Annotated in this window: 18 protein-coding genes and 1 riboswitch; of the genes, 8 read left to right on the top strand and 10 right to left on the bottom strand. The window is 65.9% G+C overall.

Translation table 11 applies throughout. The annotated features are described in order from the left end of the window. Positions 1-51 precede the first annotated feature (51 nt). Genes V4558_02815 through V4558_02805 form a run of 3 tightly spaced genes read left to right on the top strand, consistent with a single transcriptional unit; the run spans position 52 to position 4,060 of the window. The gene (locus V4558_02815; GenBank protein MES2304404.1) at positions 52-2,217 is read left to right on the top strand and encodes a PBP1A family penicillin-binding protein; all 2,166 of its coding nucleotides are present in this window, start codon (positions 52-54) and stop codon (positions 2,215-2,217) included. Then, entirely contained in the window at positions 2,217-3,458 is a 1,242-nt protein-coding gene (locus tag V4558_02810; protein ID MES2304403.1) for an amidohydrolase family protein, read from the top strand. Before V4558_02815 ends, V4558_02810 begins: the two co-directional genes overlap by 1 nt. A gap of 53 nt (positions 3,459-3,511) precedes the next feature. Next, a complete protein-coding gene (locus V4558_02805; GenBank protein MES2304402.1) occupies positions 3,512-4,060 on the top strand; it encodes an HNH endonuclease in 549 nt (182 codons plus the stop codon). 166 nt (positions 4,061-4,226) lie between these two features. Here V4558_02805 and V4558_02800 read toward each other — a convergent pair whose 3' ends face one another. The 5 genes from V4558_02800 to V4558_02780 are packed head-to-tail and all read right to left on the bottom strand — an operon-like array spanning position 4,227 to position 10,274. Beyond that, positions 4,227-5,336 (bottom strand): sugar-transfer associated ATP-grasp domain-containing protein, encoded by a 1,110-nt coding sequence (locus V4558_02800; GenBank protein MES2304401.1) that lies wholly within the window; start codon positions 5,334-5,336, stop codon positions 4,227-4,229. Positions 5,337-5,360: 24 nt separating this feature from the next. Continuing rightward, positions 5,361-5,978 carry a hypothetical protein gene (locus tag V4558_02795; protein MES2304400.1) on the bottom strand — a complete coding sequence of 206 codons (618 nt, stop codon included), beginning with the start codon at positions 5,976-5,978 and terminating at the stop codon, positions 5,361-5,363. 8 nt (positions 5,979-5,986) lie between these two features. Next, entirely contained in the window at positions 5,987-7,723 is a 1,737-nt protein-coding gene (locus V4558_02790; protein ID MES2304399.1) for a BamA/TamA family outer membrane protein, read from the bottom strand. After that, the gene (locus tag V4558_02785; GenBank protein MES2304398.1) at positions 7,720-9,096 is read right to left on the bottom strand and encodes a sigma-54 dependent transcriptional regulator; all 1,377 of its coding nucleotides are present in this window, start codon (positions 9,094-9,096) and stop codon (positions 7,720-7,722) included. The genes V4558_02790 and V4558_02785 overlap by 4 nt, the downstream gene beginning before the upstream one ends. After that, positions 9,093-10,274, bottom strand: a complete 1,182-nt coding sequence (locus V4558_02780; protein ID MES2304397.1) for a HAMP domain-containing sensor histidine kinase — start codon at positions 10,272-10,274, stop codon at positions 9,093-9,095. The genes V4558_02785 and V4558_02780 overlap by 4 nt, the downstream gene beginning before the upstream one ends. A gap of 363 nt (positions 10,275-10,637) precedes the next feature. Here V4558_02780 and V4558_02775 point away from each other — a divergent pair, with 363 nt between their 5' ends. From V4558_02775 to V4558_02765, 3 genes are all read left to right on the top strand, one after another. Further along, positions 10,638-11,420, top strand: a complete 783-nt coding sequence (locus V4558_02775) for a PEP-CTERM sorting domain-containing protein (GenBank protein MES2304396.1) — start codon at positions 10,638-10,640, stop codon at positions 11,418-11,420. 176 nt (positions 11,421-11,596) lie between these two features. Then, positions 11,597-14,572, top strand: a complete 2,976-nt coding sequence (locus V4558_02770) for a carboxypeptidase regulatory-like domain-containing protein (protein ID MES2304395.1) — start codon at positions 11,597-11,599, stop codon at positions 14,570-14,572. A gap of 2 nt (positions 14,573-14,574) precedes the next feature. After that, complete coding sequence (locus V4558_02765; GenBank protein ID MES2304394.1) at positions 14,575-15,570, top strand: hypothetical protein; 996 nt, start codon at positions 14,575-14,577, stop codon at positions 15,568-15,570. A 59-nt stretch (positions 15,571-15,629) separates the two neighbouring features. Here V4558_02765 and V4558_02760 read toward each other — a convergent pair whose 3' ends face one another. After that, the gene (locus V4558_02760) at positions 15,630-16,853 is read right to left on the bottom strand and encodes a VanZ family protein (protein ID MES2304393.1); all 1,224 of its coding nucleotides are present in this window, start codon (positions 16,851-16,853) and stop codon (positions 15,630-15,632) included. A 7-nt stretch (positions 16,854-16,860) separates the two neighbouring features. Next, positions 16,861-17,502 (bottom strand): glycosyltransferase family A protein, encoded by a 642-nt coding sequence (locus tag V4558_02755; GenBank protein MES2304392.1) that lies wholly within the window; start codon positions 17,500-17,502, stop codon positions 16,861-16,863. A 369-nt stretch (positions 17,503-17,871) separates the two neighbouring features. Between V4558_02755 and V4558_02750 the strand changes: the two genes are divergently transcribed. Continuing rightward, positions 17,872-18,312, top strand: a complete 441-nt coding sequence (locus V4558_02750; GenBank protein MES2304391.1) for a hypothetical protein — start codon at positions 17,872-17,874, stop codon at positions 18,310-18,312. On the opposite strand, the gene V4558_02745 is transcribed toward V4558_02750, so the two are convergent. The 3 genes from V4558_02745 to V4558_02735 all read right to left on the bottom strand — a co-directional run bounded on the left by V4558_02745 (position 18,309) and on the right by V4558_02735 (position 21,166). Next, positions 18,309-19,319 carry an endonuclease/exonuclease/phosphatase family protein gene (locus V4558_02745; protein ID MES2304390.1) on the bottom strand — a complete coding sequence of 337 codons (1,011 nt, stop codon included), beginning with the start codon at positions 19,317-19,319 and terminating at the stop codon, positions 18,309-18,311. The genes V4558_02750 and V4558_02745 overlap by 4 nt on opposite strands. Position 19,320: 1 nt before the next feature. Beyond that, a complete protein-coding gene (locus V4558_02740; protein ID MES2304389.1) occupies positions 19,321-20,310 on the bottom strand; it encodes a glycosyltransferase family 2 protein in 990 nt (329 codons plus the stop codon). A 100-nt stretch (positions 20,311-20,410) separates the two neighbouring features. Next, positions 20,411-21,166 carry a PEP-CTERM sorting domain-containing protein gene (locus tag V4558_02735; GenBank protein MES2304388.1) on the bottom strand — a complete coding sequence of 252 codons (756 nt, stop codon included), beginning with the start codon at positions 21,164-21,166 and terminating at the stop codon, positions 20,411-20,413. Positions 21,167-21,645: 479 nt separating this feature from the next. Next, positions 21,646-21,740: riboswitch (cyclic di-GMP riboswitch) on the top strand. Between the two features lie 71 nt (positions 21,741-21,811). On the opposite strand from V4558_02735, the gene V4558_02730 reads away from it, so the two are divergent. Beyond that, positions 21,812-26,176: a S8 family peptidase gene (locus V4558_02730; GenBank protein ID MES2304387.1), complete on the top strand. Its 4,365-nt coding sequence runs from the start codon at positions 21,812-21,814 to the stop codon at positions 26,174-26,176. The last annotated feature ends 3 nt before the right edge of the window (positions 26,177-26,179 follow it).

The raw sequence follows: 26,179 nt of genomic DNA, 5'->3' as shown, positions 1-26,179 counted from the left end.
GACGCGCGCCCGGACGTGCAAGCCGTCCCCGGGTCGAATACCTTCCACCCCATGCCCAAGAAGCCCGGGCGGCTCTCCCGCTGGCGGAAGTCCTTCGCTGATGGGTGGCGCCGTTCCTCCCTGCGTCGTCGCATCGCACTCGTCCTCCTCGCCGGCACGGCCTTCACGCTGATGGCGATCATCGGCGCGTGGACTCGCGCCTGCGCCGGTGCCGATGCCTGCCCATCGCTGGCCCCGCTCGCCCAGTACGACCCCGACCAGGCCTCGCGCGTCTTCGCGGCCGATGGGCGCCCGATCACCGACTTCGGCCTGATCAAGCGAACGGTCATCGGGCTGAAGGAGATGTCGCCGACCATTCCGAGTGCCTTCATCGCGGTCGAGGACAAGCGCTTCTACGACCATCACGGTGTCGACTGGGTTCGCCTGCTGGGCGCCATCAAGAACAACATCCTTGCCGTGTCGTTCGCGAAGGAAGGGTTCTCGACCATCACCATGCAGCTGGCGGGTAATCTCTTTCCCGAGTCGATCGATCGCAGCAAGCGCAGCGGCTTCTCCGGCATCGCGCGAAAGATTCGCGAGGCGCGCGTCGCGATGGAAATCGAGAAGCGCTACAGCAAGGAGAAGATCCTCGAGCTCTACCTCAACCAGATCTTCCTGGGCAACGGGGCGTACGGCGTGGAGTCGGCATCGCAGCGCTATTTCGGGAAGTCGGCGCGCGACCTGAACATTGCCGAGGCTGCGATGCTGGCTGCGATCCCGAAGGCACCGGGCACCTACAATCCCCGGCGTCATCCGGACTATGCGGTCAAGCGTCGCAACGTCGTGCTCGAACTGATGCACACCGATGGTGGCATCACCAGCGAGGAAGCGGAGACCTGGAAGTCGTATCCGCTCGCCCTCTCCTCGCGTTCGGATTTCGATACCCACGCCCAGTACTTCGTGGAATACGTGCGGCAGATCCTCACTGCCCGTTTCGGTGGTGATCTCTACAAGGCCGGCTACCGCATCTACACGACGCTCGATCTCGACGCCCAGCTCGCAGCCGAACGCTCCCTCGAGGCCCAGCTCGAGAAGATCGAGAGCGGTCAGCTCGGTCGCTTTACCCACCAGACCTACGCTGATTACAACGAGAAGCACCAGGACGGCGACGAGGGCGGCTCCAACACGCCCTACCTGCAGGGCGCCGTGCTCGTGCTCGAGGCCCGCACTGGCAACATCCTCGCGATGGTGGGCGGCCGCGACTACGAAGACTCCAAGTACAATCGCATCGTGCAAGCAGAGCGTCAGCCCGGATCGACCTTCAAGCCGATCATGTACTCCGCGGCCGTCGAGTCGGGACGCAGTTTCGATGACACCGAAATGGACGAGCCGGTCTCGGTGCCGATGCCCGACGGCCAGCCGAACTGGGAGCCGCAGAACTACGACGGCAAGTTCACCAACGCTCCCATGACGATTCGCGAGGCGCTCCGCAGGTCGATCAATTCCGTAGCGGTGCGAGTCGGGCTCAAGGTCGGGCCCGAGGCCGTGCGTGCCGAGGCGCAGAAGTTCGGGCTCACCACGCGCATTCAGGCGGTGCCCTCGGTCGTGCTCGGCTCGGCGTCGGTCAAGCCGCTCGAGATGATCGCGGCCTACACCACCTTTGCCAATCTCGGCAGCCGGGTGGACCCCAACCCGATTCTCCGGGTGGAAGACAAGGACGGCAAGCTGCTCTGGGAGCCGAAGCCGAGGAGCCATCAGGTGCTCGACGGCAACACCGCGTGGACGATGACCACAGAACTGCGTGGAGTCGTCACCAATGGCACCGCCAACTCGGCCGTCTACCGCGCGGGCTTCACCCTCCCTGCAGGCGGAAAAACCGGCACCACCAACGACTACAACGATGTCTGGTACATCGGGTTTACCCGCGACATCGTGGCCGGCGTCTGGATCGGCTTCGATCGCCCCACCAAGATCATGGCGGGTGCCCAGGGCGGTAAGCTCGCCGCTCCGGCGTGGACGCAGATGATGCTCGAGATCTATCAGCGCCGGAAAGCGCCGGGCGACTGGTCGCAGCCGGAACAGACCGCGATTCCCGTCGAGATCGACAAGACCACCGGCTACCGGGCTACACCATTCTGTCCTGAGGATACCCGGGAGATTCGCTACTTCGCCCCGGGAACGGCGCCCAAGGAATTCTGTCCGGTGCACTCGCCCTTCCGTCCGGGCGGCGGCCCTTGATGCTGCGGCTCAGCGCGCCGTGGCTCCTGCCCATCGCCGGGCCGGCGATTGCTGATGGCGCGGTGCTGCTGGATGAAGCGGGGCGGATCGTTGCTGTTGGCCCGAACGGCTCCGTCCCCCGCACCGAGCAGATGGAACAGCACGATCTGCTCGGCGCAGCACTCCTCCCTGGTTTCGTCAACACCCACACGCATCTCGAACTCACCGGCTTCGCAGGCCTGGTCGAAGACGAGGACTTCTGGTCGTGGATCAAGCACCTCATCGCCCTCAAGGCGACGCGGTCTGACGATGCCTTCTTCGCTGCGGCGGAGCAGGGAATCCGCGATTGCTGGCGCGGCGGCGTCACGACTATTTGTGACACCGGCAGCACCGGTCAGGTGATTGCAGCACTCGCGTCGGTCGGTGGCAGTGGCGTCGCGCATCACGAAGTGTTCGGCCCCGATCCCGACGACTGCGGCCCGGCGATGATTCGCTTCGGCGCCGATCTCGAACGCCTCGGCCGCTTCGCAACCGGCCGCGTGCAGCTCGGTGTGTCCCCCCACGCGCCGTACACGGTGAGTGGCCCGCTCTATCGGGCTGCCGCCGAACTGGCCCGCGCCCAGGGACTCCCCATTGCCGTACACGTCGCGGAGCCACCGGCCGAGAGCGCGTTGCTGGCCGACTTCAGCGGCACCTTCGCCGATTCCTGGCGTGCCCGTGGCATCGCCCGCCCAACGGCATCGCCGATTTCCCCGATCGCCTGGCTCGAGGAACACGGCGTGCTGTCTCCCGGCACGCTGTGCATTCACGTCATCAACGTGAGCGATGCTGATGCCGACCTGATGCGCCGGCACGACTGCGCCGTGGCGCACTGTCCCCGTTCCAACCGCCGACATCATCAGCTCGGTGCCCCGATGCAGCGCTACCTCGACCGGGGCCTCCGCATCGGCCTCGGCACCGACTCGGTGGTGAGCGTCGCACCGCTCGACCTCCTCGCCGAGGCACGGGCCGCACAGCGCCTCACCGGGTGGAATGCAAGCTCGGCACTGCGCGCGCTTACGCTGGGTGGGGCCGAGGCGCTCGGACTCGAACCAGAAATCGGTTCGCTCGAAGTGGGGAAGTGGGGTGACCTCACGGCGATCCGTTTACCAGCAGGCGGTGATCCCGAAGCGGGGGTGCTGGCGAGCTCGCTTGCCGACGTTTCGGCCACCTGGCTCGCGGGCCGTGCGGTGCACCTCGCGGGCGAGCCCCGACAGCCTTGATTCACGGCGCCGTTCTAGGTATCCCTAGTTAACGTCGTCCGGAGCTTCGAACGGTGCGCTGTCTCGCCCTCAATGCTTCTTTCGAACCACTCACGATGGTCCCGGTGCGCCGGGCCCTCCGACTTGTCATCGAAGGCAAGGCGGAAATCGTCGAGGCGGATGGCCACGAGCCGATACGCAGCGAACACCTGCGGTTGCCCAAACCTGCGATCATCAGGCTCGTCCGCTTCGTGCATGTTCCCCGCCGCTTCCGTCGCCAGGTCACCAACACATTCCTCTTCGCCCGCGATGGCTACACCTGCCAGTACTGCGCGCGGCCGAGTGTGGAGTTGCGTACGCGCGAATGCCTCACCCGCGACCATGTGATTCCGCAGTCACGCGGGGGAACCAACGCGTGGCAGAATGTGGTGACCGCCTGCTCGTCGTGTAATACCCGGAAGGGAAGCCATCTCCCCGACGAAATCGGGATGCACCCGCTGCGCCCGCCGATGGAACCGCACTTCGTCCACCTCTCCTGGGCGATCCGCCGCCTCTCCTCGGCGCAGCAGAAATACATCCGGATATTTTATGGTGAGGATGCGCTGGCGGCGTTCAGCCCCTAGAGAGACTAGAGACTAGAGACTAGAGACTAGAGACTAGAGACTAGAGAAGGGAGGTGGTCTCGACGGCGAGACTGTGCTCCCTCGACTCCGCCCGCTTCGCGGGCTTCGCTCAGGATGACACCCGCTTTCTCCAGTCTCTCATCTCTAGTCTCTCATCTCTCATCTCTCATCTCTCATCTCTCATCTCGCTTCTGCGTTTCTCGATCAGCTCCCCCAATCCGTGCTCCTCCAGTAACTCGGCGAATCTCCCCGCCACGATCCCGCGGCCATGCGGCTTCTGCAGGATCAACTCGCTCCACCACGCATTGCCCTCGATCACCCGCGGCCCGTCGGTGGTCAGCGCGATATCCCAGCCGAGAATCGTGAGCTCGTTGAGGACCTCGGCCGCGGCACTGGCCAGCTGAACCAGCGCCTCGACCTGAGGCAGCACTGCGTCCTCGATTCGTTCCCCCGTGCGCGGGTGCACGACAACCTTGCCCCGGGTGATGGCGTGGACTGCCGGACCGAGGCGACCGGTTGTCAGGTCGAGTGGCGCCGCGAGATTGCCGGCGCCAAAATTGTCGACGCCACTCGCATCGATCGGCAACTTGAGCGTGGCCGGACCGACATTGATGCGACCGTCGGGTGCCCGAAAGGTCAGGATCCGTACCGTCGCGAGCGATTCCGGCGCAAACCGGGCCGTGGCAGGGTGAGGCGCCAGCCACTCCTCGACTTTCCATTGCGCCACGGGCCGGTTCGCGAGCATGGCTGCCACGGCGGCGATGGAGACCACGCTGCCATCGGGCCGTACGAGGCCCGCCCGATCAGTGCGGGGAAAGACCTCGACGCCGTGACCTCCCTGTCCTCGATTCGGCTTGATGACAATGCCGCCCGGGCTAGCCGCCGCGGCCAGAGCGGAGAGGGCGGTCGCAATCGACGCGCTCGTCGGCGCTCCAGTCGTGGCCGACATGCCGCCGATGACCCCGAGCAGCTTCGGCATCGGGATTCCCGCCGCCACCAGTCGCTGCGTCGTGAGAATCTTGTCGTTGAGTGCACGGACCGCATCGGCCGGATTGACCGCCTTCTCGATGATGCGGTGTTCGGCGTGAGAGAGATAGGCGACCCGCTCCGTGAGTGGGCGTCGTCGATCCCACAGGTCGTAGCGGTCGAACTCACCGGGCGACATTCCCAGGAGGCGATGGAACCGCCAGAGGTCGTGCCACTGCTGCCACACCGGAATATCCTCCGCGGTGGCAATCGCAATGGTGCGTTGCAGGAAGCGCAGCGCGGAACTCATGGGCGAAGCCTCCCGGGCGAACGTCTAGCGCGGTCGAACCGTGAACGTCGGCGTGCTTTCGTTCAGCGTCTGGGTCGGCAGGAAGAGGCGCATCACGCCACGGGTGACTGCGCCGCCACCGATCGGATCACCGGTGGAGGGATCGTTCATGAAGCGCTGCAACTTGGCGAGCTCTTCATCGTCGAGCGTGCTGATGTCGAGGCGCACCGCGTAGTACCAGCTGCCGCCTTCGCTCAGCTGGAACGGAACGGTCACGAAGGCGTTGACAGCGACCTTCAGCGAATCGAGTGTCGAGAAGCTCTTTTCGACGGGGCGTCGACCGGCTGATTGGGTGATCATCTGGTATTCCTCGAGCAGTGGCTGCTTCCGGATGATCACCGAATAGGCGAGCGATGGTCCCTTGGCATCGGCGATCGTCCGCTTTCGCCAGGCCTTGACCTGCCACTCCAGCCGAATCGAGTACGCGCTCTCGAGAGCATCCTTCCAGCGCCCTTCTTCGAAGAGATTCGCGACCCGCCATTCCGGATTCGGACCGTTGCTCCGGTCTGGGCCCAGACGGGCATCCACCACCGGCTGCGCCTGAGCGGACACCACCGAAGTGGCGCCAGCGAGCAAGCAGGCCGCGAGGAGGAACCGGCGCACGCGCAGGCTCAGAAGCGTCGCTGAAGGCGGAACAGGACTCGGAGAGGTTCGGGGTCGGCGATAGCCTTCGCGATGTAGATGCCGAAATGCCCGGCGTCAAATCCGGCGCCGACGTCGCTGCGCCACTCACCGATTGACTGGATCCGGTTGCTGGGCACCTGACCACGCCCCGCTCCGGCAAGCCACGCCGAACCGAGATCGCCGAACAGCACGAGATCGGCACGCTGGATGCCGAAGGCATAGCCGCCAACGCGGGTGTTGAAATTGAGCTCAAGCGTTCGACGGAACTCACCCTGCAGCAGCAGGTCGCGATCACAGAGCGCTGGCTCCGCCGCATCGGGTCGAAGGCGTCGGTCACAATTGAGGAAACGGAATGCGTAGCCTGCCATGGGGTCGCCGCCGCCCATCGCGCGGCGCTGCTGGACCAGCAACGGATCCCCGCCAATCCAGCCACCGCCTGCGGCGCGAATATGCACGCCGTTCTTCGGATTCAGTCGCAGGTAATAGCGCGCATCGAAATCGAGCTGATCAGACTGGTAGCCGCTAACCGGCATCGTCCCGCGAACTTCAGTCGGCAATGAGGCCGGCGTGAGTTCGCCGCTGGTGACCCGGCGAAGCTCGCCACGCAGCCACCACCCGGACGTGGGATGGAGCTTGTCGTCGCGGGTGTCGTAACCCAGACCGATGCTCGCGGTCTGGAAGCGACCTTCGTCGATGAGCGGATTGGCGCGCCACGGTTCACCGCTGCGGAACACCGAGAAAGCATCGGTCGCCCTGACCGAGCGCTCGCGTGACTGGTGCATTCCCGCGGAGACGCTGAGCGCCGTGGTCGGCGACCACTCGCCGCTGAGTCCCCAGCCGCGCGTGGCGAACCAGTCGCGGTAGTCGCGACGAAGCAGGAAGGCCGACAGTCCGGATTCGAGGGGTGAATAGGCGCGTGCGGTCATCGGCGCGATCACTGAACCAGCATCAGCGCGGAAGGTGAGCGGTTGCTTGCCGGCGTTGCGGAGGACGAGCGCTCCGGTCCAGCCCAGGTCGGGTCGATTCGCATCGGCCGAGCTCGCCGTGCGGAAGATTCCGTTGAGGTCGAGTTGCAGGGTGTTCTTCTGACCGGGGCGCCAGAGGAAGCTCGGTCCAAACTGGATCGGCAATCCCTCAGTGCGATTGTACGCGCTGGCACCCAGATGCAGCGTCGCGGCAACCGGACCGAGTGCGAAGCTCGCTGACGCCGTGGTGAGGTCGGTCAGTGATCGACCGGGTTTCCGCCGGATGACGGTCCCGTCGGGTGCCCGGCTCACCGGCGCAGCGCGCTCGAAGACCGTCGTGTCGCCGGTAATCACTCCGCCCACCGCCACGGTGAGACGACCGCCGACTACGATGATATCCCCTTCGACCCGCCCGGTCGCGCTGATTCGCAGGTCGCCGTTGAGGATGATCACGCTGCCGTGCACGGTGCCCTGAATCCGGGCGAGGTTGCCGTAGAGTGCGAGCGTGCCCGCCATGCTTGCGCCGGGCGCGAGATCGAGCTTCCCCTCCAGCCGGGTCGTGGCTGGGTCATTGAAGCGGTTGATGATCCGCGTCAGCACCGAGTCTGGCGCCGCCCCGCGCAGCGTGTCGCCGGCGGGGGCCCCGAGGTTGAGCACCTGGGCCGGGTCCTGCGCGGCGAGTGGTGGCCACGCTGTCAGGAGCAGGCCCGCGGCGGCGAGCCTGACGGCGCGCGAAGCGAGTTGCGGGAAGCGGTTCATTCGACCCCTCCGCGGATGCCGAGTCGGCGCATCCGGCGATACAGGTTGCCACGATCAGTTTTCAGCATGCGTGCTGCCTCGGCAATGTTGCCGCTGGCCTGACTCAGCGCTCCGGAGATCAGCCCGCGTTCGTGATCATCGAGTCGATCGGTCAGGCCGCGCCCGTCGTCGACGAAGCCCGGCGAGGGATCGCCGCTCGACGACGGCGTCGCAGCAGCCGTGTTGCGCAGGACGTGCGGGACGAGTTCGGCCGTGACCTCGTCACCCGCAACGATGGCGAGACGCTCCACGATGTTGGCGAGTTCGCGGATGTTCCCCGGCCAGCTGTGGCGTGCGAGCGCTTCGAGGGCATCGGGGGTGAACTGCGGCGGGTGTCGCGGTCGCAGCCGGGCGGCCAGGTGCATCACCAGCTCGGGCAAGTCGCCGAGGCGCTGACGCAATGGCGGCAGCTCGATCGGAAAGACGTTGAGCCGGAAATACAGATCCTCGCGGAAGGAACCCTGCGCCACGGCCTCCTCGAGTCGGCGATTCGTTGCCGAGACGACACGCACGTCGACGCGCTGACTTCGCTCGGCGCCGATCCGCTGAATCTCGCCACTCTCGAGCACGCGCAGGAGCTTGGCCTGGGCATCGAGTTGCAGGTCGCCGACTTCGTCCAGGAAGAGCGTGCCGGTGTCGGCGAGTTCGAAGCGCCCGATGCGGCGCGCGGTCGCGCCAGTGAAGGCACCACGTTCGTGGCCGAACATCTCGCTCTCGACCAGGTCGCGGGGAATCGCGGCGCAATTCACCGAGACGAACGGCAACCGGGCTCGCGCCGAGCGGCGATGGATGGCATTGGCGACCAGCTCCTTGCCGGTGCCGGATTCACCCAGCACCAGCACGCGCGCATCAGTCGGGCCGACCTGCGCGATCAGCCGACGCACCAGCTCGATTTCCGCTGAGGTGCCCACGAGATCCGGCTGCGGACCGAGGGCAGCACGCAACGAACGATTCTCGGCCTGGGTCCGCACCAGCGTCTCGGCCGAACGGAGTGCGACCAGAAGCGATTCCGGAGCGAGCGGTTTCTCGAGGAACTGGAATGCGCCCATCTGCACGGCACGCACGGCATCGGCGAGTTGCGCCTTGCCACTCATCATGATCACCGGGATCTCGGTGTCGCCGGCGCGAATCTTTTCGAGGGTCGCGAGACCGTCGGGGCCGGGCGGCATCATCAGGTCGAGCAGGATGATGTCGGGCTCCACTTCGGGAAGCGCCAGCAACCCGGCATTCCCGTTGGGCGCTTCGGCGACCTCGAACCCTTCCGATTTGAGCAGGGCACCCACCATGCGGCGGATGTTGGTCTCGTCATCGATGATCAGGATGCGCGTGGTCATACGGGAAACCGGACGAGGAAAGTGGCACCGCCACCGGGTGTGTCCGTGACGGCAATACTGCCGTGGTGCTGTTCAATGGTCTGACGGACGATGGCGAGTCCAAGGCCGGTACCGTCGCCCTTGTCGGTGTAGTACGGCTGGAAGATCTGTTCCCGCTTCGCGATCGCGATGCCCGGCCCGTTGTCACTGATCTGCACTTCGACCTGGCTGTCGACGTGCCGCAGGGTCACGGCAATGTTGCCTTTCCCTTCGCACGCCTCGACCGCATTGCGGAGCAGGTTGCTGAAGGCGCGTCGCAGCGGATCGTAGTGCCCTTCGATCGACGGAAGCGCGCCGTTTGCCACCAGCTCGTGCGTCATCGATTCCGGGACCGCGCTTCGCAGCAGGTCGACCAGCAATTCCTGCAGGTCCACCGGTGCCGCGATCCCTTCGGGAAGGCGACCAAGCTCGGCGAATTCGCGCGCCATCGCCTCGAGCCGCGATGACTCGACGGCGATGATGTCGAGCACCTCGCGGGCTTCAGGCGTCGCCGTGCGTGAGAGTTGGAGTACGGCGAGCCGGATCGGGGTGAGCGGATTCTTCATCTCGTGGGCGACCCGCCGCGCGACCTCACCGAAAGCACGCAATCGCTCCGATTCGAGTTCGACGAGGCGAGCCTGTTCGAGGCCACGCTGAAGGTCACGGAGCGCCGCCTGGAGCGCCGAAAATTCCGGGATAGCCCTTTGTTCGGCCTTGTCCGGCAATTCGGCGTGTCGCCCGATCCGGTCGGTCCAGTCTACCACCTCGTCGAGTGGCGCAGAGAATTGTCGTGAGAGAGTGACTCCGACGACGCCGACGCCGAAAAGCAGTACCAGCGCCGCCGCCACAAAGACAAAGGGGCCCTGTTCCGTAAAGTTCTTCGCGAGCAGCTGCTTCTGTTGGCTCGCGATCACCACGTAGGTCAGCGTGGAGTCGTGTCGAGCCACGGCGAGCGCAGCCCCGTCCGAGAGGGGGACCCGGGCCAGCTCCTTGCGGGCGGTGGTCCAGGTCCGGACGATATCGGGGATGTTTCCAGTTCCGTTGACCAGCTTCTGCGTCCGGATGTATACCAGCCCCGCGCCGCTGATCAGCGCGACAGGGATGGCACTCACGGCGAAGAGCGCGAGGAAGAGACGGGTGCGGAAGGAGAGCCGGGTCACGGTGTGTCGAAATGTACCTCCCCCCAGAAGAGGAGAGGCGAGAAGGGAGAAGGGAGAAGGGAGAAGGGAGAAGGGAGATGAGAGACTAGAGGCGACTCCCATCACCCTTCCCGCTTCTCCCTTCTCCTTCCCCTTCCCCTTCCCCCTTCCCCCTTCCCCCTTTTTCTTGGTCCGAAAGATGCAAGGAGGAGCATTCGTGGTGGCCTAGGCTACGGTAAATCAACGACTTACGATGTTTGTGCTGTGGCACCCCCGTAACAGTTTGTTGTTCGGGCGCAACAGGGTGGTTCCACCAGTTCCATGTTGCAGCCCGACGACATCAGCTTCTTGGCGCAGTTCACATTCCGAAGGAAGAGGCAGCATATGAAGAAGTTCGCTGGTATGGCACTGGGCGTCGCCGCGCTGATGGCGCCGGTGGCCGCTCGTGCCGACGTAACCGAGACCCGCTGCGCCGGCTCGACGGGGGCCGGAACGCTGACCTGCGTCACCGCCAAGTTCGCGCTCAGCGGCGGCAACCTGCAGGTCTACCTGTTCAACGGCTCGACAGCCGGCAGCAAGATCATCGCTTCCTCGCTGCAGGGCTTCGGCGTGTTCGGGCTTGGCGGGTACGCCGGCAGCTGGACGCTCGGCTCAGCGATCTGGCAGAACTACGTCGGCGTCGCCGGGGTGGCAAGCGGCGATGTCACCGCTGACTGGTCTTTCGTGACGTCGATCCCGGGCGTCGGCGTGACCTTCAACGGTGGCGCGGATGCCGGTGGTAACGGTGGCCTGGTGACCTGCGCCGGCCCGTCCGGCGGCAGCGGCACCAACTACAAGACCTGCGACGGCTCGCCTGGCCCGACGTTCAGCGGCAATGAAGACTGGATGGTCATCACCCTGAACCACACCGGTGGCACCGCGCTCGACGCGGCGGCCCTGACGGCGCTCGAATGGGGCTGGAAGGCGCAGCGCGTCGGCGCAAATTCGATCTCGCTCGAGTGCGTCTCCAATGCGGCAGTCGGCACCGCGAAGTATTGCGGAACCGACGACAGCACCGGCGGCAATGAGGGCGAAGATGACGTCGTCCCTGAGCCGGCCACGATGTCGCTGCTGGCGATGGGCCTCGCGGGCATGGCGGCCAACCGCCGTCGCCGCCGCAACAAGTAACCTCGGCCGCAACTCAGCCTGAAGGTCGAGCCGCCCTCCCCTAAACGGGGGAGGGCGGCTCTGCTTTTCCCCTCTGGCACTCCTCCTGCACATTCAGCAGCCATTCCCCGGCGGGTTACTTACCCGACCCGCATCTCCCCCGAACCGGGAAGGCTATGCCGATCTTCGGTCCCCAGTTGCGCCACGTCGCCCTTTTTGCCGTATTCTCGGGCCTCGCCGCGCCCTCGCTAGCCGCCCAGAGCCTTACGGCAGGCGGCCTTGTCGCCACGGTCACGGATGATCGCGGTACCCCGCTCAGGGGTGTTTCGGTCACCATTGAGCATCGTGGCACCGCGTTCCGCATCCTCGAGACGGATCGTGCGGGGCAGGTCAACCTGCGCTCGATTCCGGTCGGTCACTACAACATCCTCGCCGAACAACTGGGATTTCAGCCCATCCGGGCGATCGATGCCGCGGTCGTGACCGGCGCCCTGACCTCAGTGCGCTTCACCCTGGTCCGTCGTCCGCCGCCGATCAACAGCGTTACAGAGCAACCGGCCAATGCAACCATCACCGCCACGACCAGCGGCAATGCCCTCGACGCCGACGCGCTCCGCGCGTTCGATCGCCGTCGTGATCTGACCGATGCCAGCCGCTCGTTCTCTACCGTGGATCCGCCGCGCGATGGCCGCGATGGCTTCGTGGCAAGCGCCGGTGGCCTGGGCCCTAGGTTCTCGCGATTGATGGTCGACGGTGTCGAGGAGACGCTGCTGAGGCATCCCGGCCTTCCCGGTGACGCCGCTTCGGCTCCGCTCTGGTCACGCGATGGCATTGCCCAGGCGCTGGTCTCGTTCTTCCCGCAGGACGTGGAATTCCGGCCCGCCGGTGGTGCGCTGTTGAGCGCAACTTCCGCTCGCGGTGACGGTCGCTTCCGTTTCCATCCCTACGCCGCCTTCAGCGGGGCCAAACTCGGCGGAGCTTCGGCCGACAACCCTGCCGATTCGTCTGCCACATCGCTGGAGGCGGGGCTCGCGATGAGCGGCGCACTCAAGGGTGATACGGCAACCTGGTTCCTGCGCGCCGACTACCGCCAGCTGGAACAGCCCAGCGCCGATCCACTGGTTGCCGGCACTGGCGATCCAATCGCCTCGCTACTTACGGTCGCGCAGACCGTCGGCGGGCGCGATGTCTCCGCCTGGCTCTCACCGACCGTGCGCAGCTGGAAGGGTGGCAGTGCGCTCGGCCGAGTCGATTTCCGTGTCGGCAAGAGTGCCGACATCTCCGTGCGAGGCGGTGGCGCGTCGTGGACTGAGGAGAATCTCCAGGCCGGCACCGAAGCCGTGAATGGTGCGGGCTCGAAGCTCGCGGCCAGCGATTTTTCCAGCTCGGCCGCGCTGACACTCACTGGCGACGACTGGGTCAGTGAGTCGCGCGTCGGAGTGCGCAGCAGTAAGCGCGACTGGACCGGCGCCTCCCTGCCATTCACCGGCATCGTCAATTCCGGATTCGCCTTCGGTGGCGCCAGCACGTTGCCCGGCAATTTCAAGGAGAGTGCCTTCGAGTTGAACGAAGCGATCACCTTCCTCAGCGGCAAGCACACCTTCAAGGTCGGTGGTAACGCACAATCGCGGAAATCGACCTACGACTGGATGCCCGGCAGTGGCGGTCGCTACGATTTCGGCAGCGCGGCCGACTTTGCTGCCGGCCGCGGTTCCTACTATCAGGCGTTGCGGGCGACTGCCGCGCCGCAGATTTCGGTGACAACGCTCTCGCTCTTCGTGGAAGACAACTGGCGCGCTTCATCGCGGCTCCAGCTCTCGGCGGGATTCCGATTCCAGAAGTCAGCGCTGCCAACCGACCTGATCGGCGAGAGCAAGATCTGGGGCGACGCTTCGGGGCTCAACAATCAACTCGTTCCTGTCCGGCAAAAAGTGGTTGGGCCGCGCGGTGGCTTCACGCTGGCGCTCGACGCCGCGAACCGGACCAGTCTGCGCGGTGAGGCTGGTTTGCTGCCGGGGCAGCACGATATCACCACCTTTGCCGAAGTCGTCCAGTTCGATGGCGACGTGAGTGTGCGCCGGGCGACCGGCGCACTGGCCTGGCCGAAGACCGGCGAGCCAAGTGCGGCGCCGTTCGTCGGCCCATCGATCGCCTTCTACGGCCCCGATGTGCGCGCGCCCCGCACCTTCAAGGGCGAACTCGGGCTCACACACGACCTGGGTGGCGGAACGTCGTTTTCGATCACGGGCGGCTACGGTCACACCGATTACCTCCTCCGTCGCGAAGATATCAATCGCTCGGTGGCGCCCCTCTCGACCAACAGTGATGGCCGCTCGATCTGGGGAACTCTCGAGCAGTATGGCGCGCTGCTCACGCCGACCGTCGGGTCGAATCACCGCTTCCGGGAAATCGATTTCGCCTACGGCATTTCCTCGACGGGCTACAGCGACTACTACGCCGCGACACTGGGGTTCGAGCATCGCGTGTCGCGCGGGCTTCAGCTGATGGCCTCGTACACTTACTCGAAGACCCAGGACAACGTCGTCGGCCAGCTCAGCGCCGATCCTGCCGATCGCCTGTCGCCGTTTGCGGATGGCCGCGGTGCGGCCAACTGGGATGCCGGGCGATCGGACCTTGATATCCCGCACCGACTGGTGGCCACCGCCGAATACCGGAGCACTGGAACCAATCCGATCGCGCTCTCGGCGCGTTATCGCTTCCGTTCGGGGCTGCCGTTCACGCCGGGATTCCAGCGTGGTGTCGATGCCAATGGCGATGGCGCCACCGGCAACGATCCGGCATTCCTCGGCAGCAGCATCGCCGGTATGAGTGAACTCGCGGGTCGCGAGAGTTGCTTGAGTGGCGCCGGCTTTGCGAAGCGCAACAGCTGCCGGGAAAAGGGAGTGCACGGCCTCGATCTGCGTGCCGAGGTGGGGCTCCCGGTGGGAGGTGCCCGTCGGGTTGCGCTGACGCTCGATGGCTTCAACGTGATCGCGACCGAAACCGGACTCGTCGATCACGCCGCAGTGCTGGTGAATCCCACCGGAACGATCTCGACCGATGGCACGGGACATACCGTGTTGCCGCTCCTCGCGAATACGAATTTCGGAAAACTGCTCGTGCGACGCGGCGAAGGCCGCCTGCTGCGAGTAGGGATCCGGGTGGAGAACTGACCATGCGGAACTCACGCGCACTTGCCGTCTTCGCACTCGCGCTTGCGGGCGCCTGCTCCAATGCCGGGGAAAAGCTGCTGTTGCCATCGCTCCCGAACGGGGCCGTTGGCGTCTTCGTCTATCTCGATCGCGACGGTTCGCAGAGCTACACGACGGCGGATACTGTCTTCGCGGGCGCCCGCGTCGCGCTCCTCGCGGCCGGTGGCACCGACACGATTCGGATCGCGACCAGCAGTGTCCAGGGGCTCGCCACGTTCGACACCGTGCCGCTCGGCAGCTACCGTGTCGCCGTGGATCGCAAGGCGCTCGGTGATTCGATTGCCACGGTAGTTGGCGACAGCGGGGTGATTCGTCTGGTCGGCCAGCCCGATTCTGTCCTGGGCTCTCGTGCCGTGCGGCTTGCGTTCGCGGAAGTCACCATCGCACAGGCACGCGCACTCCCCGTCGGTCGTCGTGTCTTCATTCGCGGTCGGGTCCTCTCGGCGATGCAATTCTTCCGTGATTCGTCTTCCTTCATCAAGGACGCGACCGGGACCATCCGGATCACTGGTTCACGTCACCGGCCTGGTCGGTCCGGCAACAACCTCGGCGATTCGGTGAGTGTCTTCGGCACGACCGGAACGCGGCAGGGTCAGCCAGTGCTGATCGACGGCCTCTTCGCCTCACTCGGCGAAGGTCCCGCGCCGGTTTCGGTGCCCGTGACTGTCGCCGAGGCGAATAACGCCAAGGGCGGCACCCTCGACGCTGCACTGGTGTCGGTCACCAGCGCCAAGATCAACGACACGCTGCCGTCGCTGCCGGACTTCCTGGTGCGGATTGCGGAAGCCGCCAATCCGGCCGTCCGCGCCGACGTAATTCTCGACGCATTGATCAATGCGCCATCGAACATCTTCGTGCCAGGGCTCACGATCAGCGTGAAGGGAGTGCTGGTCCCTCGCGGCGACGGGACCTGGGTCCTCAAGCCGCGCGGTGGCGGAGATATTACGCTTTCGAACTGACAGAGACTAGAGACTAGAGACTAGAGAGGGGCTCCGGTGTTTGCCGGGGCCCCTCGCTGTCATTGAATTTCTGTCGGGGCCGAGCGTCTCCGCTGGGTGGCGCCGAAGAGGGCGAAGGTCGTGAAGAGCATTGTGGCAACGAGCAGTTCATCGGAGTGGATCGGTAGCTGCGTTGCGGCGGAGGCCAGTGCCATTGCTCCAATGGCCGCGATGCCGAATCGCAGGGCGATGCGGAGTCCCATTACCCCGGCGAACCAACCGAGCGGACCGAGCCAGCAGGCGATCCAGAGCACGCTCCACCAGGGGGCGCTGTCGCCGACGGGCGGTGCGAAAGGATGCACGAATGCCCAGCCGAGTGCAATCGAGAGCGGCACGACGTATTCCCGCGCGGGGCCGGCGACGGGGCCACTCTCGAGTATCACGGCGCCAGCGCGCCGGAACCAGTGGAATCGCCATGGCACGGTGAGTGGTGTGATGGCGGCGTCCTCGAATCGCCAGGCCGGTGTCCGCAGTAACAGGCTGCTTGCCGCGACCCGATGTTCAAGCAGGAGACTGCGACCCCTGATGCCGGCGGAGAGCTGCAGCTGTTGCCGCGCATCCACGATTCTCAGGAGCGAGATCGGCCGCGATGATATCGCGGCACCGGTGCGGGTCAGGTCGAGCGTGAGATCGAGGGAGTCGAGCTGCGCCGGCACGCCGGGGAGCGGGTCGTTGCTGACTGGAATCCCGCTCATGCTCGCCTGCTGCATCGTACCGGGAAAACGGTCATGTCCGGGCCAGAGCCGAAGGGGCTGTCCGACCCACGGCCCGGCGGGACTCAGCGCGATGGTGAGTCCGACACCGGTCGCGGCCCAGACGCCGGCCCCTGCGACGAGAAACCCAAGTGCGGCGCGCAGTGCCAGGCGTGGTGTGGGGTTGAGTGCGGCCACCAGCTGCGGGAGCAGCAGCCACCCGCCAACTCCGCCAGCACCGTTCGCGAGGATGTCACTGAGCGATGCATCTCGACCGGCGAGCCAGGTGGCCTGGGTGGCTTCGATCGCGATAGTGAGGAGGAGCAGGAGCAGCAGTGTCTTGTTGAAGCGCCATCCCGCCAGCCGTGCGGCGACTCCAAGCGGCAGGAAGAGCAGCACATTCAGCAGGACATCGGTCGCGCCAGCGTCGCCACACGCGAGACAGTACCACGGCGTCTCGAGGATACGATCGACCTGGTCCGGCGCAGCGGTGAGTGTAACGGCCGCGATCACGGCCAGCCACGCCAGTACCAGGACGCGCCGGAGCGTCACACCACCCTCAACATCGTGGCTCGAGCGGGACGGGCGGCTTCCGCGAGGAATTGCCGCGCGGCGAATCGCTCACCGTAGTAGAAGAGTTCCATGCCGTAGTGGAGATACGTAGTGAACTCCTGATCCGAAGCCAGAGATTGTAGTCCTCGACGCCGATCAGTTCACGGCTCTCGTCAAAACCACCGACCGCCTCCCAGGCGGCGCGTCGCATCAGCACCGAACTCGTCGGAATCCGATTCTGCTCCCACAGGCCATCGAAGTCGATGGTAGGCGGCGGCATCGGCGGCTGCTTTTCGATGAAATGCTCTCCCGAGAAGATGACGGCCACCTTCGGCTCATCGGTTCGCACCAGTTCGTTGGCGATCCGCTCCGGACGCCAGACGTCATCCGCGTCGAGCAGTGCGATCCACTCGGCATCGGTGGCCGCGATGCCGCGATTCCGTGCTGCGCCGGGGCCGGCATTGGCCTGCCGGATGACACGGCCGCCGGCCGCCTCGGCCAGGGTGGCGGTCGCATCGGAACTGCCATCATCGACCACGATGATCTCATCTGGAGGGCGGGTCTGGCCACGGGCCGAGGCGATGGCGGCCTCGATTGAAGCGGCCGCGTTGTAGGCGGGGATCACGGTGGCAACACGTCTGGCGGTCATCGGTTCGGCTTCACTCCAGTCCCTTGCTTCGCCATAGCGCCGGACCGAGCCGCTGGCATATCGTCAAATTAGTGAACGGTTCGTCACCTTTCAAGTCAGTCAATTAAACCACACCCTACAGCCAAGTTATTGTCCGTCCGATACTTAGATCACGAGGCCCGAGGGGGCCCAGAACGGTCCATGAATTGCCATAGAAATGAACAGCGGCACTCGTGACCGCCGAAAAACCGAAGCACGCTGCCCAGAGCACACCCAGGGAAACCGGGGGTCGCAGAGCCAGGGAGCTACCCCGACGGAGAGGATCCCGACGGCATGCCCGCCCAGCCGCCAGCGAGATGACGTCCACACTCTCGAAGAGCTGGTAGCCGAATGACCTACACCTTCAAGCTGTCCCGCCGGATCGCGTCGAACCACCGATCCATCCTGGCCGTTGCTGCCCTGGTTCTCGCCGCGTGCGGCGGACAGAGCCCGACCGGCAGCACCCCGGTCACCCCGGTGGCCCCGACTGCTGGCTGGCTGACCATCCAGATCGCGACCCCCCGCGCCGATGACGGCGCGCTACAGCTCTCGGTGAGTGGTCCCGGTGTCGATTCGGCGCGCATCGTTGGTTATGACGGCTTCACTGTCGTCGGCAACTCGAGCGCCGATATGGTCGTGACCGGCGCCATCGCCAATGGTACCGTTGCCCAGGTGCACCTGCGTGACATCTCACGGACCAGCGAACTCCGCGCCTCCGTCTCCGCCGCTGCCGCGCGCGGGAGCTACGCGCTGCAGGATCTCACCGGTTATCGCGCGGTCGTGATTCGCTAGTGGGCAGGGATGATCAGGTCCGCCACGAGTGGCAGGTGATCTGATCCGACGTCCCGGCCGGTAAAACTCCGGCTGGTGCCGATTTCCGAAGTCGTGAGAATGTGGTCGATGCGGACGCCCCACCAGCGCGTCCGCTTCGTGTGTCCACTCCCGAGGCCGCCCCGACTGAACGCGTCGCGCAAGTCGCTCCAGTGACGACGAAAGATCGCGCTTTCGATCGGCAGGTTGAAGTCACCCACCACGATTGTCGGCTGGTCACTCGTCGGCAGGATCCACTCCCTCGCCTTGGTCGACTCTTCCTCGCGCTGCCGGATGTTGGCGCGGGTGACATCACCAAGAGTCGGGATAGTAGAGAGATCGGCGTAGTTATCGAGCGCGTCCCGCGGGGTCTCGAGGTGAACCAGTCCTACGCGAAGTGGGCCAGCAGCGGTCTGCACCTTCGCGCGCACGATCGCCCCCGAGCCGCCCTCCTTCCAGATATCCATCGGGTCACGCTCGCTCCACTCCAGAATCTCGCCGCGCGACAACAGGCAAAGTGACGTCTCGCTCACCTTGAAATGGTATCCCGGCAGCGCACTCAGCGCGGCACGCACCGGACCATTGCCGCATTCAGCGAAGACCGCGACGTCGGGGGAAAGCCGCTGTAGTTCGGCGACGACATTCGCCGCTGGAGTGTTGCCACCACTGCCGGCACCGGCGTTCAACTCCACCACCCGCACCGGTACACCGGCGCCTGCCGTGAGCCGACCCGTTCCGATTCGCACGTCGAGCAAGCCGAAACAGGTGAGCGCCGCACCCACGCACACCGGCAGCCACGCCTCTCGAGGTCGAACCAGCAGCCAGGGCACCACACCGACGAGCGGCATCGCCAGCAGCCAGCGCGGGCCGAAGAGAAAGGGGAGAGCCCACCAGATGCGGTCACCGAGCTGACAGGTGAGCAGATAGCTGAGTGCAACAGCGGCGAGCGAGAGCAGCCCGAGTCGGCGGAACCACGGTGTGAGAGTCACGTTACCGCTTCTGCCAGGGCCAGTAGAGGGCGCCCGCAAGGAACCCGCTGCCCCAACTGCAATGAATCAGGAGGAAGATCAGTGGAAAGCAGGGAAGGAGGGCCCAGCCATACTGGCGTGCCACGAGGAGCGACGCCGTGAGGTTCGCCGCGAGATAGAGCGCGAGATGGAGAGCGCCGAACCAGCCGAGATAATGCAGCAACAACGGTGTAGCGAGGAGCGAGAGCACGAAGAGCGGCGCGATCGCCTGCCGCCACCGCAACGAGCCCGGGTGAAGGAGGAGGGTCCGCACTTTCCAGAAGCCGTAGCGGGTGTACTGCCGCACGAGCTTGGGGAGTGAATCGCGGACGAAGTAGGTCGACTGCAGCGTCGGCGACAGATACACTCGGCCACCGCGCGCCCGCAGGCGGACGTTCATCTCGTAATCTTCGTTGACCGCCCAGTCGGCATGCATGCCGCCCAGTTCGCGCACCGTCGCCGTGCGCCAGGCGCCGAGATAGACCGTGTCGGTCCATTTCGGCTCGGTGGCGTGACGGTACTGTGCGTCGCCGGCAGCGAAACGGGACGAGACTGCGGCCGCAATGGCGCGGCCCAGCACGCCCTCGCCGGTGGCGCGCTGCAATCCACCAACATTGGCTGCCCCGGTACTCTCGAGCAGGCGCACGGCTTCGGCGAGGTAGTCGTTGCCATAGAGCGAATGGGCGTCGAGTCGCACAAGGTACTCGCCGCGCGCCTCCGCGAGTCCGCGGTTGAACGCGGCGGCCTGGAGTCGATCGGGATTGGGGAGGAGCCGCACCCGCGGGTCCCGCGCCGCGAGTGCGGTCACGAGTGCGGCCGAGTCGTCGGTGCTCTCACCGTCAAGGACCAGCAACTCGAACGTCATGCCATCCGGCAGCGCGGAGGCCAGCACCGACTCGAGGCAGGCCGTGATATGGGATGCCTCGTTGCGCATCGGGATCACGACGGTGATGGTCGGGGCGGGGGGAGTCACGCGGCGGGCGCTCGATGGCTGGGGAGGTGCCGGAAAACCGAAGCGGGCCCCGACGATCTCGGGGCCCGCTTGGGAATTTAGTCGGAGCTTGAAGCGAGGACTACTTCTGCTTCCGGCGGCGGACGCCTGCACCGGCCATACCCGCCAGGCCCATCGCCAGCAGCGACATCGTCGCCGGCTCCGGCACGATCTCTTCCGGCGGCGAGCCGTTCTTGAAGATCAGTTCCTGGCACTTGGCCGGGCCACCATCCTTGTTGAGGCAGTCGTTGCTGGCGTCAGTGATCACGCGCCAGTCGGTTGCATCGAACGCCGCGCCGGCTGCGCCGAGGGCGCCGGTCGCCACGATGATGTTCCACGCCAGAGTGCCCTGGGCATCGAACGCGGCGAAGAAGCTCGCTGCGGTCGCGCCGAGACCGCCCGCTTCCTTCAGGCCCCAGATCGCGAACTGCCAGTCATTCTCGCTGCCGGTGAGGCCGGTGTTGCCACCCATCGCGAAGTAGGTCTGCACCAGGAAGGCCTGACGACGATAGATCTCGTAAGCATCCGGGTTACCGGCGCCGCCGAGCTCGGTGTTCGAGAGCGGGCCAGCCGCGATCTCGCTCACCCAGACATCGTAGTTGTCGCCCGGCGTAATCGAGCCGGTCCGGTCGACGCAGAACACCGAGAAGGCGGTGTTGGTCGGCAGGGTGATCGGATTGTACGAGGCCGTGAATTCACCGGTCCGGTTGAACCAGTCGCTCGGGGCCGCCTTGCTGAGCAGCTGGAAATGACCGTCGCCGGTTGAGGCGGAGAGCGGCGCCACCACGGCCATCGCCGCGACTGCCACTCCGACTGCATTACGGAAGATCTGCTTCATGGGGGGTAACTCTCCGTCAAATTCGGTTTCGGGTTTTTCGTCTGATCGTCTTGACGGTCTCCCCTAACGCACCTGCTGTGCCACGAAATCCGTTCATGCCAAGGATCGAACCGCGACCGAGACGCCGCTGGTAACTCGTTGTATTTGAATGTTTTAGCGAGTTGGTCGTGGCCGGGATGTCAGCACGATCCCCGAGGACGGCATCGCCAGGTTGTGGTCTCGTTGCACCCACGCACGCCCTCTTTGTTGCAATCGCGCCACACTATCTCCAGCCGAGCGGCGTTGGCGTCCTGCCACGCGGCACAGCGCCCTCCCCGGATGCGGCCGAGGGGAGCAATTGCGGAAGCTCTCGTAGGAGATTGTAAGATAATCATACAGCTACACCAGAAATCATACAGAAAAACAGCCTTAAGCCGATGATTTACAGGGAGTAAGAGTTGGCAAAGCTTTTGCTCAATATGTTGACGCCACGTTGTGGCCGCTGCCCAGAGCAAACCACCCGAAAGGGTGGGACGCAGAACCACGGAGCTACCGCCTCGGGATCACCCGATGCCACGCCAGCCGAGTCGCCAGCGCCAGGGAATTTCTCACCCGCACGGGGTGAGGCCGCCGGAGTGGCGGATCAATGGCATTGGAGAGCACTGTATGCAGTTCAGCTTCGCCTCGAAGACCCGTCTCGTCGTCCGCCTCGGCACCCTCGCGCTGCTGGCCCTTCCGGGGATCAGCCAGGCGCAGGGTGTCTCGAACCCGCTCCGCGATGCCGTGGTCCGCTCCGGCGGCCGGGTCATCGTGACGCTGCAGTCTTCGCAGGGGGGCGCGGCGCTTCGGCAGGCCGGGGATCCGCCGGTCTCGGCCAGCGAACTTGCCGTCATTGCTTCCCGACTCTCCAGTCGCTTCCAGCTCCGGGAAAACTCGCGCGCTCCGTTTGCCGGGATGGTGATGGGGGAAATTTCCCCCGACCAGGCCGCGGCGCTCGCCGCCGACCCCAACGTCGCCGCCGTCGAAGCCGACCGCCTCTGGGCACCGACCGACCTCGGTGACGGATTCGATCCGTCGGATCGCTGGGCGGCCTACCGCCGTGTCGATACCACCCCGTACGGTGTCACCAACGTGACCGCCCCGGCGGTGTGGGCCACTGGCAATCGCGGCGAGGGCGTGAAGGTCGCGGCGATGGACTCCGGTGGTGACGCGACTCATCCTGACCTCAATTACGTCGGCGGCTACAACGCCGTCACGCGCGTCGCCAGCGACTGGGCCGACGACATCTCCGTCTGCAGCGGTCACGGCACGCACGTGGCCGGCACCATCGCCGCTCTCGACAACGGCAGTGGCGTCGTCGGTGTCGCACCGCGCGCCCAGCTCTACGCCATCAAGGTCTTCGAGAACGTGGGCGGTTCCTGTCTCGCCTACACCTCTTCCCAGATCGCCGGCCTGCAGTGGGCAGTGACGCAGGGCATCCGCCTCGTCAACGTCTCGATCGGCGGCACCTACTCGCCATCGTATGATGCGGCGATGCAGACCGCCGCCGCGCAGGGGACCTATCTCATTGCCGCGTCGGGCAACAACGGCAGCGCGGTGCTCTACCCGGCCTCGTCTGCCTATTCGATCGCCGTCGCCGCTGTGGATGGCAGCAACGTGCGCGCGAGCTGGTCGGACTTCGGTCCGGAAGTCGACTTCTCGGCGCCGGGCGTCGGCGTCATCAGCACGATGCCTGGCGGCGGCACTGGCAGCAAGAGCGGCACTTCGATGGCGACGCCGCACGTGGTGGGTGTGGCCGCACTGATTCTTTCGGCCTTCCCGTCGCTCTCCTTCGCTCAGCTCTACCAGAAGCTCCGCGATGGCGCGCTCGACCTCGAGGGCGCAGGCTTTGACAACAACACCGGCTACGGCCTCGTGCGCGCGGCGAATTCGATCGGTGGCGTGGCACCGCCGCCGGCACCGCTGACGCTTGCCGTGTCACCCGCAGGCCGAAACGCATCCGTGGTGCAGGGCAGCAGTGCACCGGCCGATCAGGGCACGGTGACGCTGTCCGGCACCAACAGCTCCAGCACCAGCTGGACCGCTACGAGGCGGAAGAGCTGGACGACACTGACCGCGGCGAGTGGCACCGGATCGGGCACCGTTTCCTGGAGCCGCAATGCAACCGGGCTTGCTGTCGGTACCTACGTCGACACGATCAGCATCACGGCCCCGGGCGCGACCGGATCGCCTGGCACCATTTACGACACCCTGCGCGTGACGGCAGCTCCGCTGCCGCTCACGATCGCCATTGCCCCGACGTCGCGGAACGTCGCGGTACAGCAGGGGAACGGTGCGCCGAGCGATCAGGCCAGCATCACGCTGAGCGGCAGCAACGGCAGCAGCACGGCGTGGAGCGCGACCAAGCGGAAGAGCTGGACCACCTTCACGACGGGCAGCGGCACGGGCAGCGGTACGCTCGCCTGGACGCGCAACGCCACTGGGCTTGCTGTCGGCACCTACGTCGACACCCTCACCGTGTCGGCCGCGGGCGCCGTCGGTTCGCCGCAGGTCCTCTATGACACGTTGCGGGTCACCGCCGCTGCGGTACCGGTCACGCTGGCCGTGTCGCCGCCCTCGCGCAATGCCGCAGTGCAGCAGGGCGGCAACGCACCGATCGATCAGGCGAGTGTCACCCTGCTCGGGGACAATGCGCTCACCACGATCTGGAGTGCGGCGAAGCGGAAGAGCTGGACCACACTGACCGGCGGGAGTGGCACCGGTAGTGGCACCGTGGCGTGGAGCCGCAATGCCACCGGGCTCACCGTGGGAACCTATGTCGATACGATCACTGTGACTGCCGTCGGCGTCGCCACGGCGAGTGTGGTGTATGACACCTTGCGGGTGACCGCAGCGCCAGTGCCGCTCACCCTTGCCATCGCTCCCACGTCGCGCAATGTGTCGGTCGTCGCCGGTGGCAGTGCGCCATCGGATCAGGCCGCTGTCACCGTCGCTGGCGATAACAGTGCGGCGACGCAGTGGAGCGCCACCAAGCGGAAGAGCTGGACCACGCTCACGAACAGCAGCGCAACCGGCTCCGGAGTCGTGAGCTGGAGCCGCAACGCCACTGGCCTCACCGCGGGTACCTATGTCGATACCCTCACCGTTTCGGCCGTCGGTGTCGCGCAGCCGGTCGTGCTCTACGACACGCTGCGCGTCTCGGCAGCAGCAGTTCCGGTGACGATGGTGATGACGCCAGGCTCGCGGAGCACCACGGTCCAGGTTGGCGGCAGCGCGTCCGGCGATCACTCTGGTGTCGTGCTCAGCGGCGACAACAGCGCGTCGACCAACTGGAGCGCGACCAGGCGGAAGAGCTGGACCACGCTCACGAATCCCAGCGGCACTGGCAGCGGAAACATGTTCTGGACCCGCAATGCCAGCGGACTCGCCGCCGGCGTCTACGTCGACACCATCACGGTGGTCGCCGTCGGAGTCGCTGCGCCGGGCTATGTCTACGACACGTTGCGCGTGACCACTGCACCGGTGCCACTGACTCTCGCCGTGGCACCCACCTCACGTACCGTCTCGGTAGTACAGGGTACCAGCGCGCCGGTCGACCAGGCCGCCATCACGCTCGCGGGTGACAACAGCTCGACCACAACGTGGTCGGCGAGCAAGCGGAAGAGCTGGACCACGCTCACGACGGCTGCCGGCACCGGCAGTGGCACGGTGGCGTGGAGCCGGAATGCAACCGGACTCACTGCCGGCACTTACGTCGACACCATCACGGTCACTGCCGTCGGTGTGGCAAGCCCGGTCACGGTGTATGACACGTTGCGGATCACCAGCGCGCCGGTCCCGGTGACCCTTGCGCTGTCACCCGCGGCGCGAATGGTCTCGGTCACGCAGGGTGCGGCGGCAGCAGGCGATCAGGCCACCGTCACGCTCGCGGGTACTAACGCTGCCACCACGACGTGGAGCGCAACCAGGCGGAAGAGCTGGACCACGCTGACGACGGCCGCGGGGACCGGCAGTGGTACCGTCGCGTGGAGCCGGAACGTGTCGGCGCTGGCCGTGGGCACCTATGTCGACACCATCACGGTCACGGCGGCCGGTGTGGCGACGCCTGCGATGGTCTATGACACAGTGCGCATCACCTCGGTGCCGGTCATCCCGATTGCCGTTGCGCTCTCGCCCGCCGGTCGCCGGAACAACATCACCCAGGGTGGCAGCACGCCGACCGACAGCGCGACGGTGACGCTCACTGGCACGGGTAACGGCACGACGACCTGGAGCGCGGCTCGTACCGCGAGCTGGGCGACGCTCACGACGGCCAGTGGCACCGGCAGCGGTCGGGTACGCTGGAGCCGGAACAGCGCTGCGCTCGGCGTCGGGACCTACGTCGACACCATCCGCGTGGTAGCCGGCGGCGCGACAGCAATGATTGTCGACACGCTCAGCATCGCCGCTGCGCCTTCGTCGATCGCCGTCACGCCGAAGGGGAAGAAGTTCCGGGTCCTCACGGCGGCCGGCACCTCGGCGAGCCTGGTGGAGTCGACGCTCGACACCGCGGTGGTTGAGGGGGCGCTTGTCGACGGAGCGTCGTCACTCTGGATGGCTTCGACCAACTCGAGCCGGTTCCGCCTGATGACGCTCACCGGCGAACTCAACGGCCGGATGATCTGGGAACGCCTGCCCACCACGCTGCAGCCTGGCGTCCACGTGGATTCCATCGAGATCAGGCTGCAGCGCGACCCGTCGATCAAGAGCACCTTTGTCGATACCCTTGAGATCGTGGCGGTGCCCTCACCCGAGCCGGGGATTGCCGTGGAAGAACTCTTCCGCGCGGGCGGCCTGACGGAAGATCAGCGCACTATCTTCGATCGCGACGGCAACCGCAACGGTGGTTACGATCTTGGCGACCTGCTCGCCTGGGTTGAGCGGGCCCACGTGCGCTTCTCGGCCGAGGCTGCGTCGAAGCTGCAGGGATTGATGCTGAAGGAGCCGGCGGGAGCGGTTGGTGGGGAAGCACGCGCACGGCGAAATCGCTAGCTC

This window comes from Gemmatimonadota bacterium, assembly GCA_040388535.1.
Classification (GTDB): domain Bacteria; phylum Gemmatimonadota; class Gemmatimonadetes; order Gemmatimonadales; family GWC2-71-9; genus Palsa-1233.
This window is presented reverse-complemented; position numbering and strand designations above follow the sequence as displayed.

Coding starts and splice junctions, on each gene's coding strand:
- V4558_02755 (MES2304392.1), bottom strand. CDS start 17,502: ATGACCGCCAGACGTGTTGCCACCGTGATCCCCGCCTACAACGCGGCC.
- V4558_02785 (MES2304398.1), bottom strand. CDS start 9,096: ATGACCACGCGCATCCTGATCATCGATGACGAGACCAACATCCGCCGC.
- V4558_02735 (MES2304388.1), bottom strand. CDS start 21,166: ATGAAGCAGATCTTCCGTAATGCAGTCGGAGTGGCAGTCGCGGCGATG.
- V4558_02750 (MES2304391.1), top strand. CDS start 17,872: ATGACCTACACCTTCAAGCTGTCCCGCCGGATCGCGTCGAACCACCGA.
- V4558_02800 (MES2304401.1), bottom strand. CDS start 5,336: ATGAGTTCCGCGCTGCGCTTCCTGCAACGCACCATTGCGATTGCCACC.
- V4558_02730 (MES2304387.1), top strand. CDS start 21,812: ATGCAGTTCAGCTTCGCCTCGAAGACCCGTCTCGTCGTCCGCCTCGGC.
- V4558_02815 (MES2304404.1), top strand. CDS start 52: ATGCCCAAGAAGCCCGGGCGGCTCTCCCGCTGGCGGAAGTCCTTCGCT.
- V4558_02775 (MES2304396.1), top strand. CDS start 10,638: ATGAAGAAGTTCGCTGGTATGGCACTGGGCGTCGCCGCGCTGATGGCG.
- V4558_02790 (MES2304399.1), bottom strand. CDS start 7,723: ATGAACCGCTTCCCGCAACTCGCTTCGCGCGCCGTCAGGCTCGCCGCC.
- V4558_02765 (MES2304394.1), top strand. CDS start 14,575: ATGCGGAACTCACGCGCACTTGCCGTCTTCGCACTCGCGCTTGCGGGC.
- V4558_02810 (MES2304403.1), top strand. CDS start 2,217: ATGCTGCGGCTCAGCGCGCCGTGGCTCCTGCCCATCGCCGGGCCGGCG.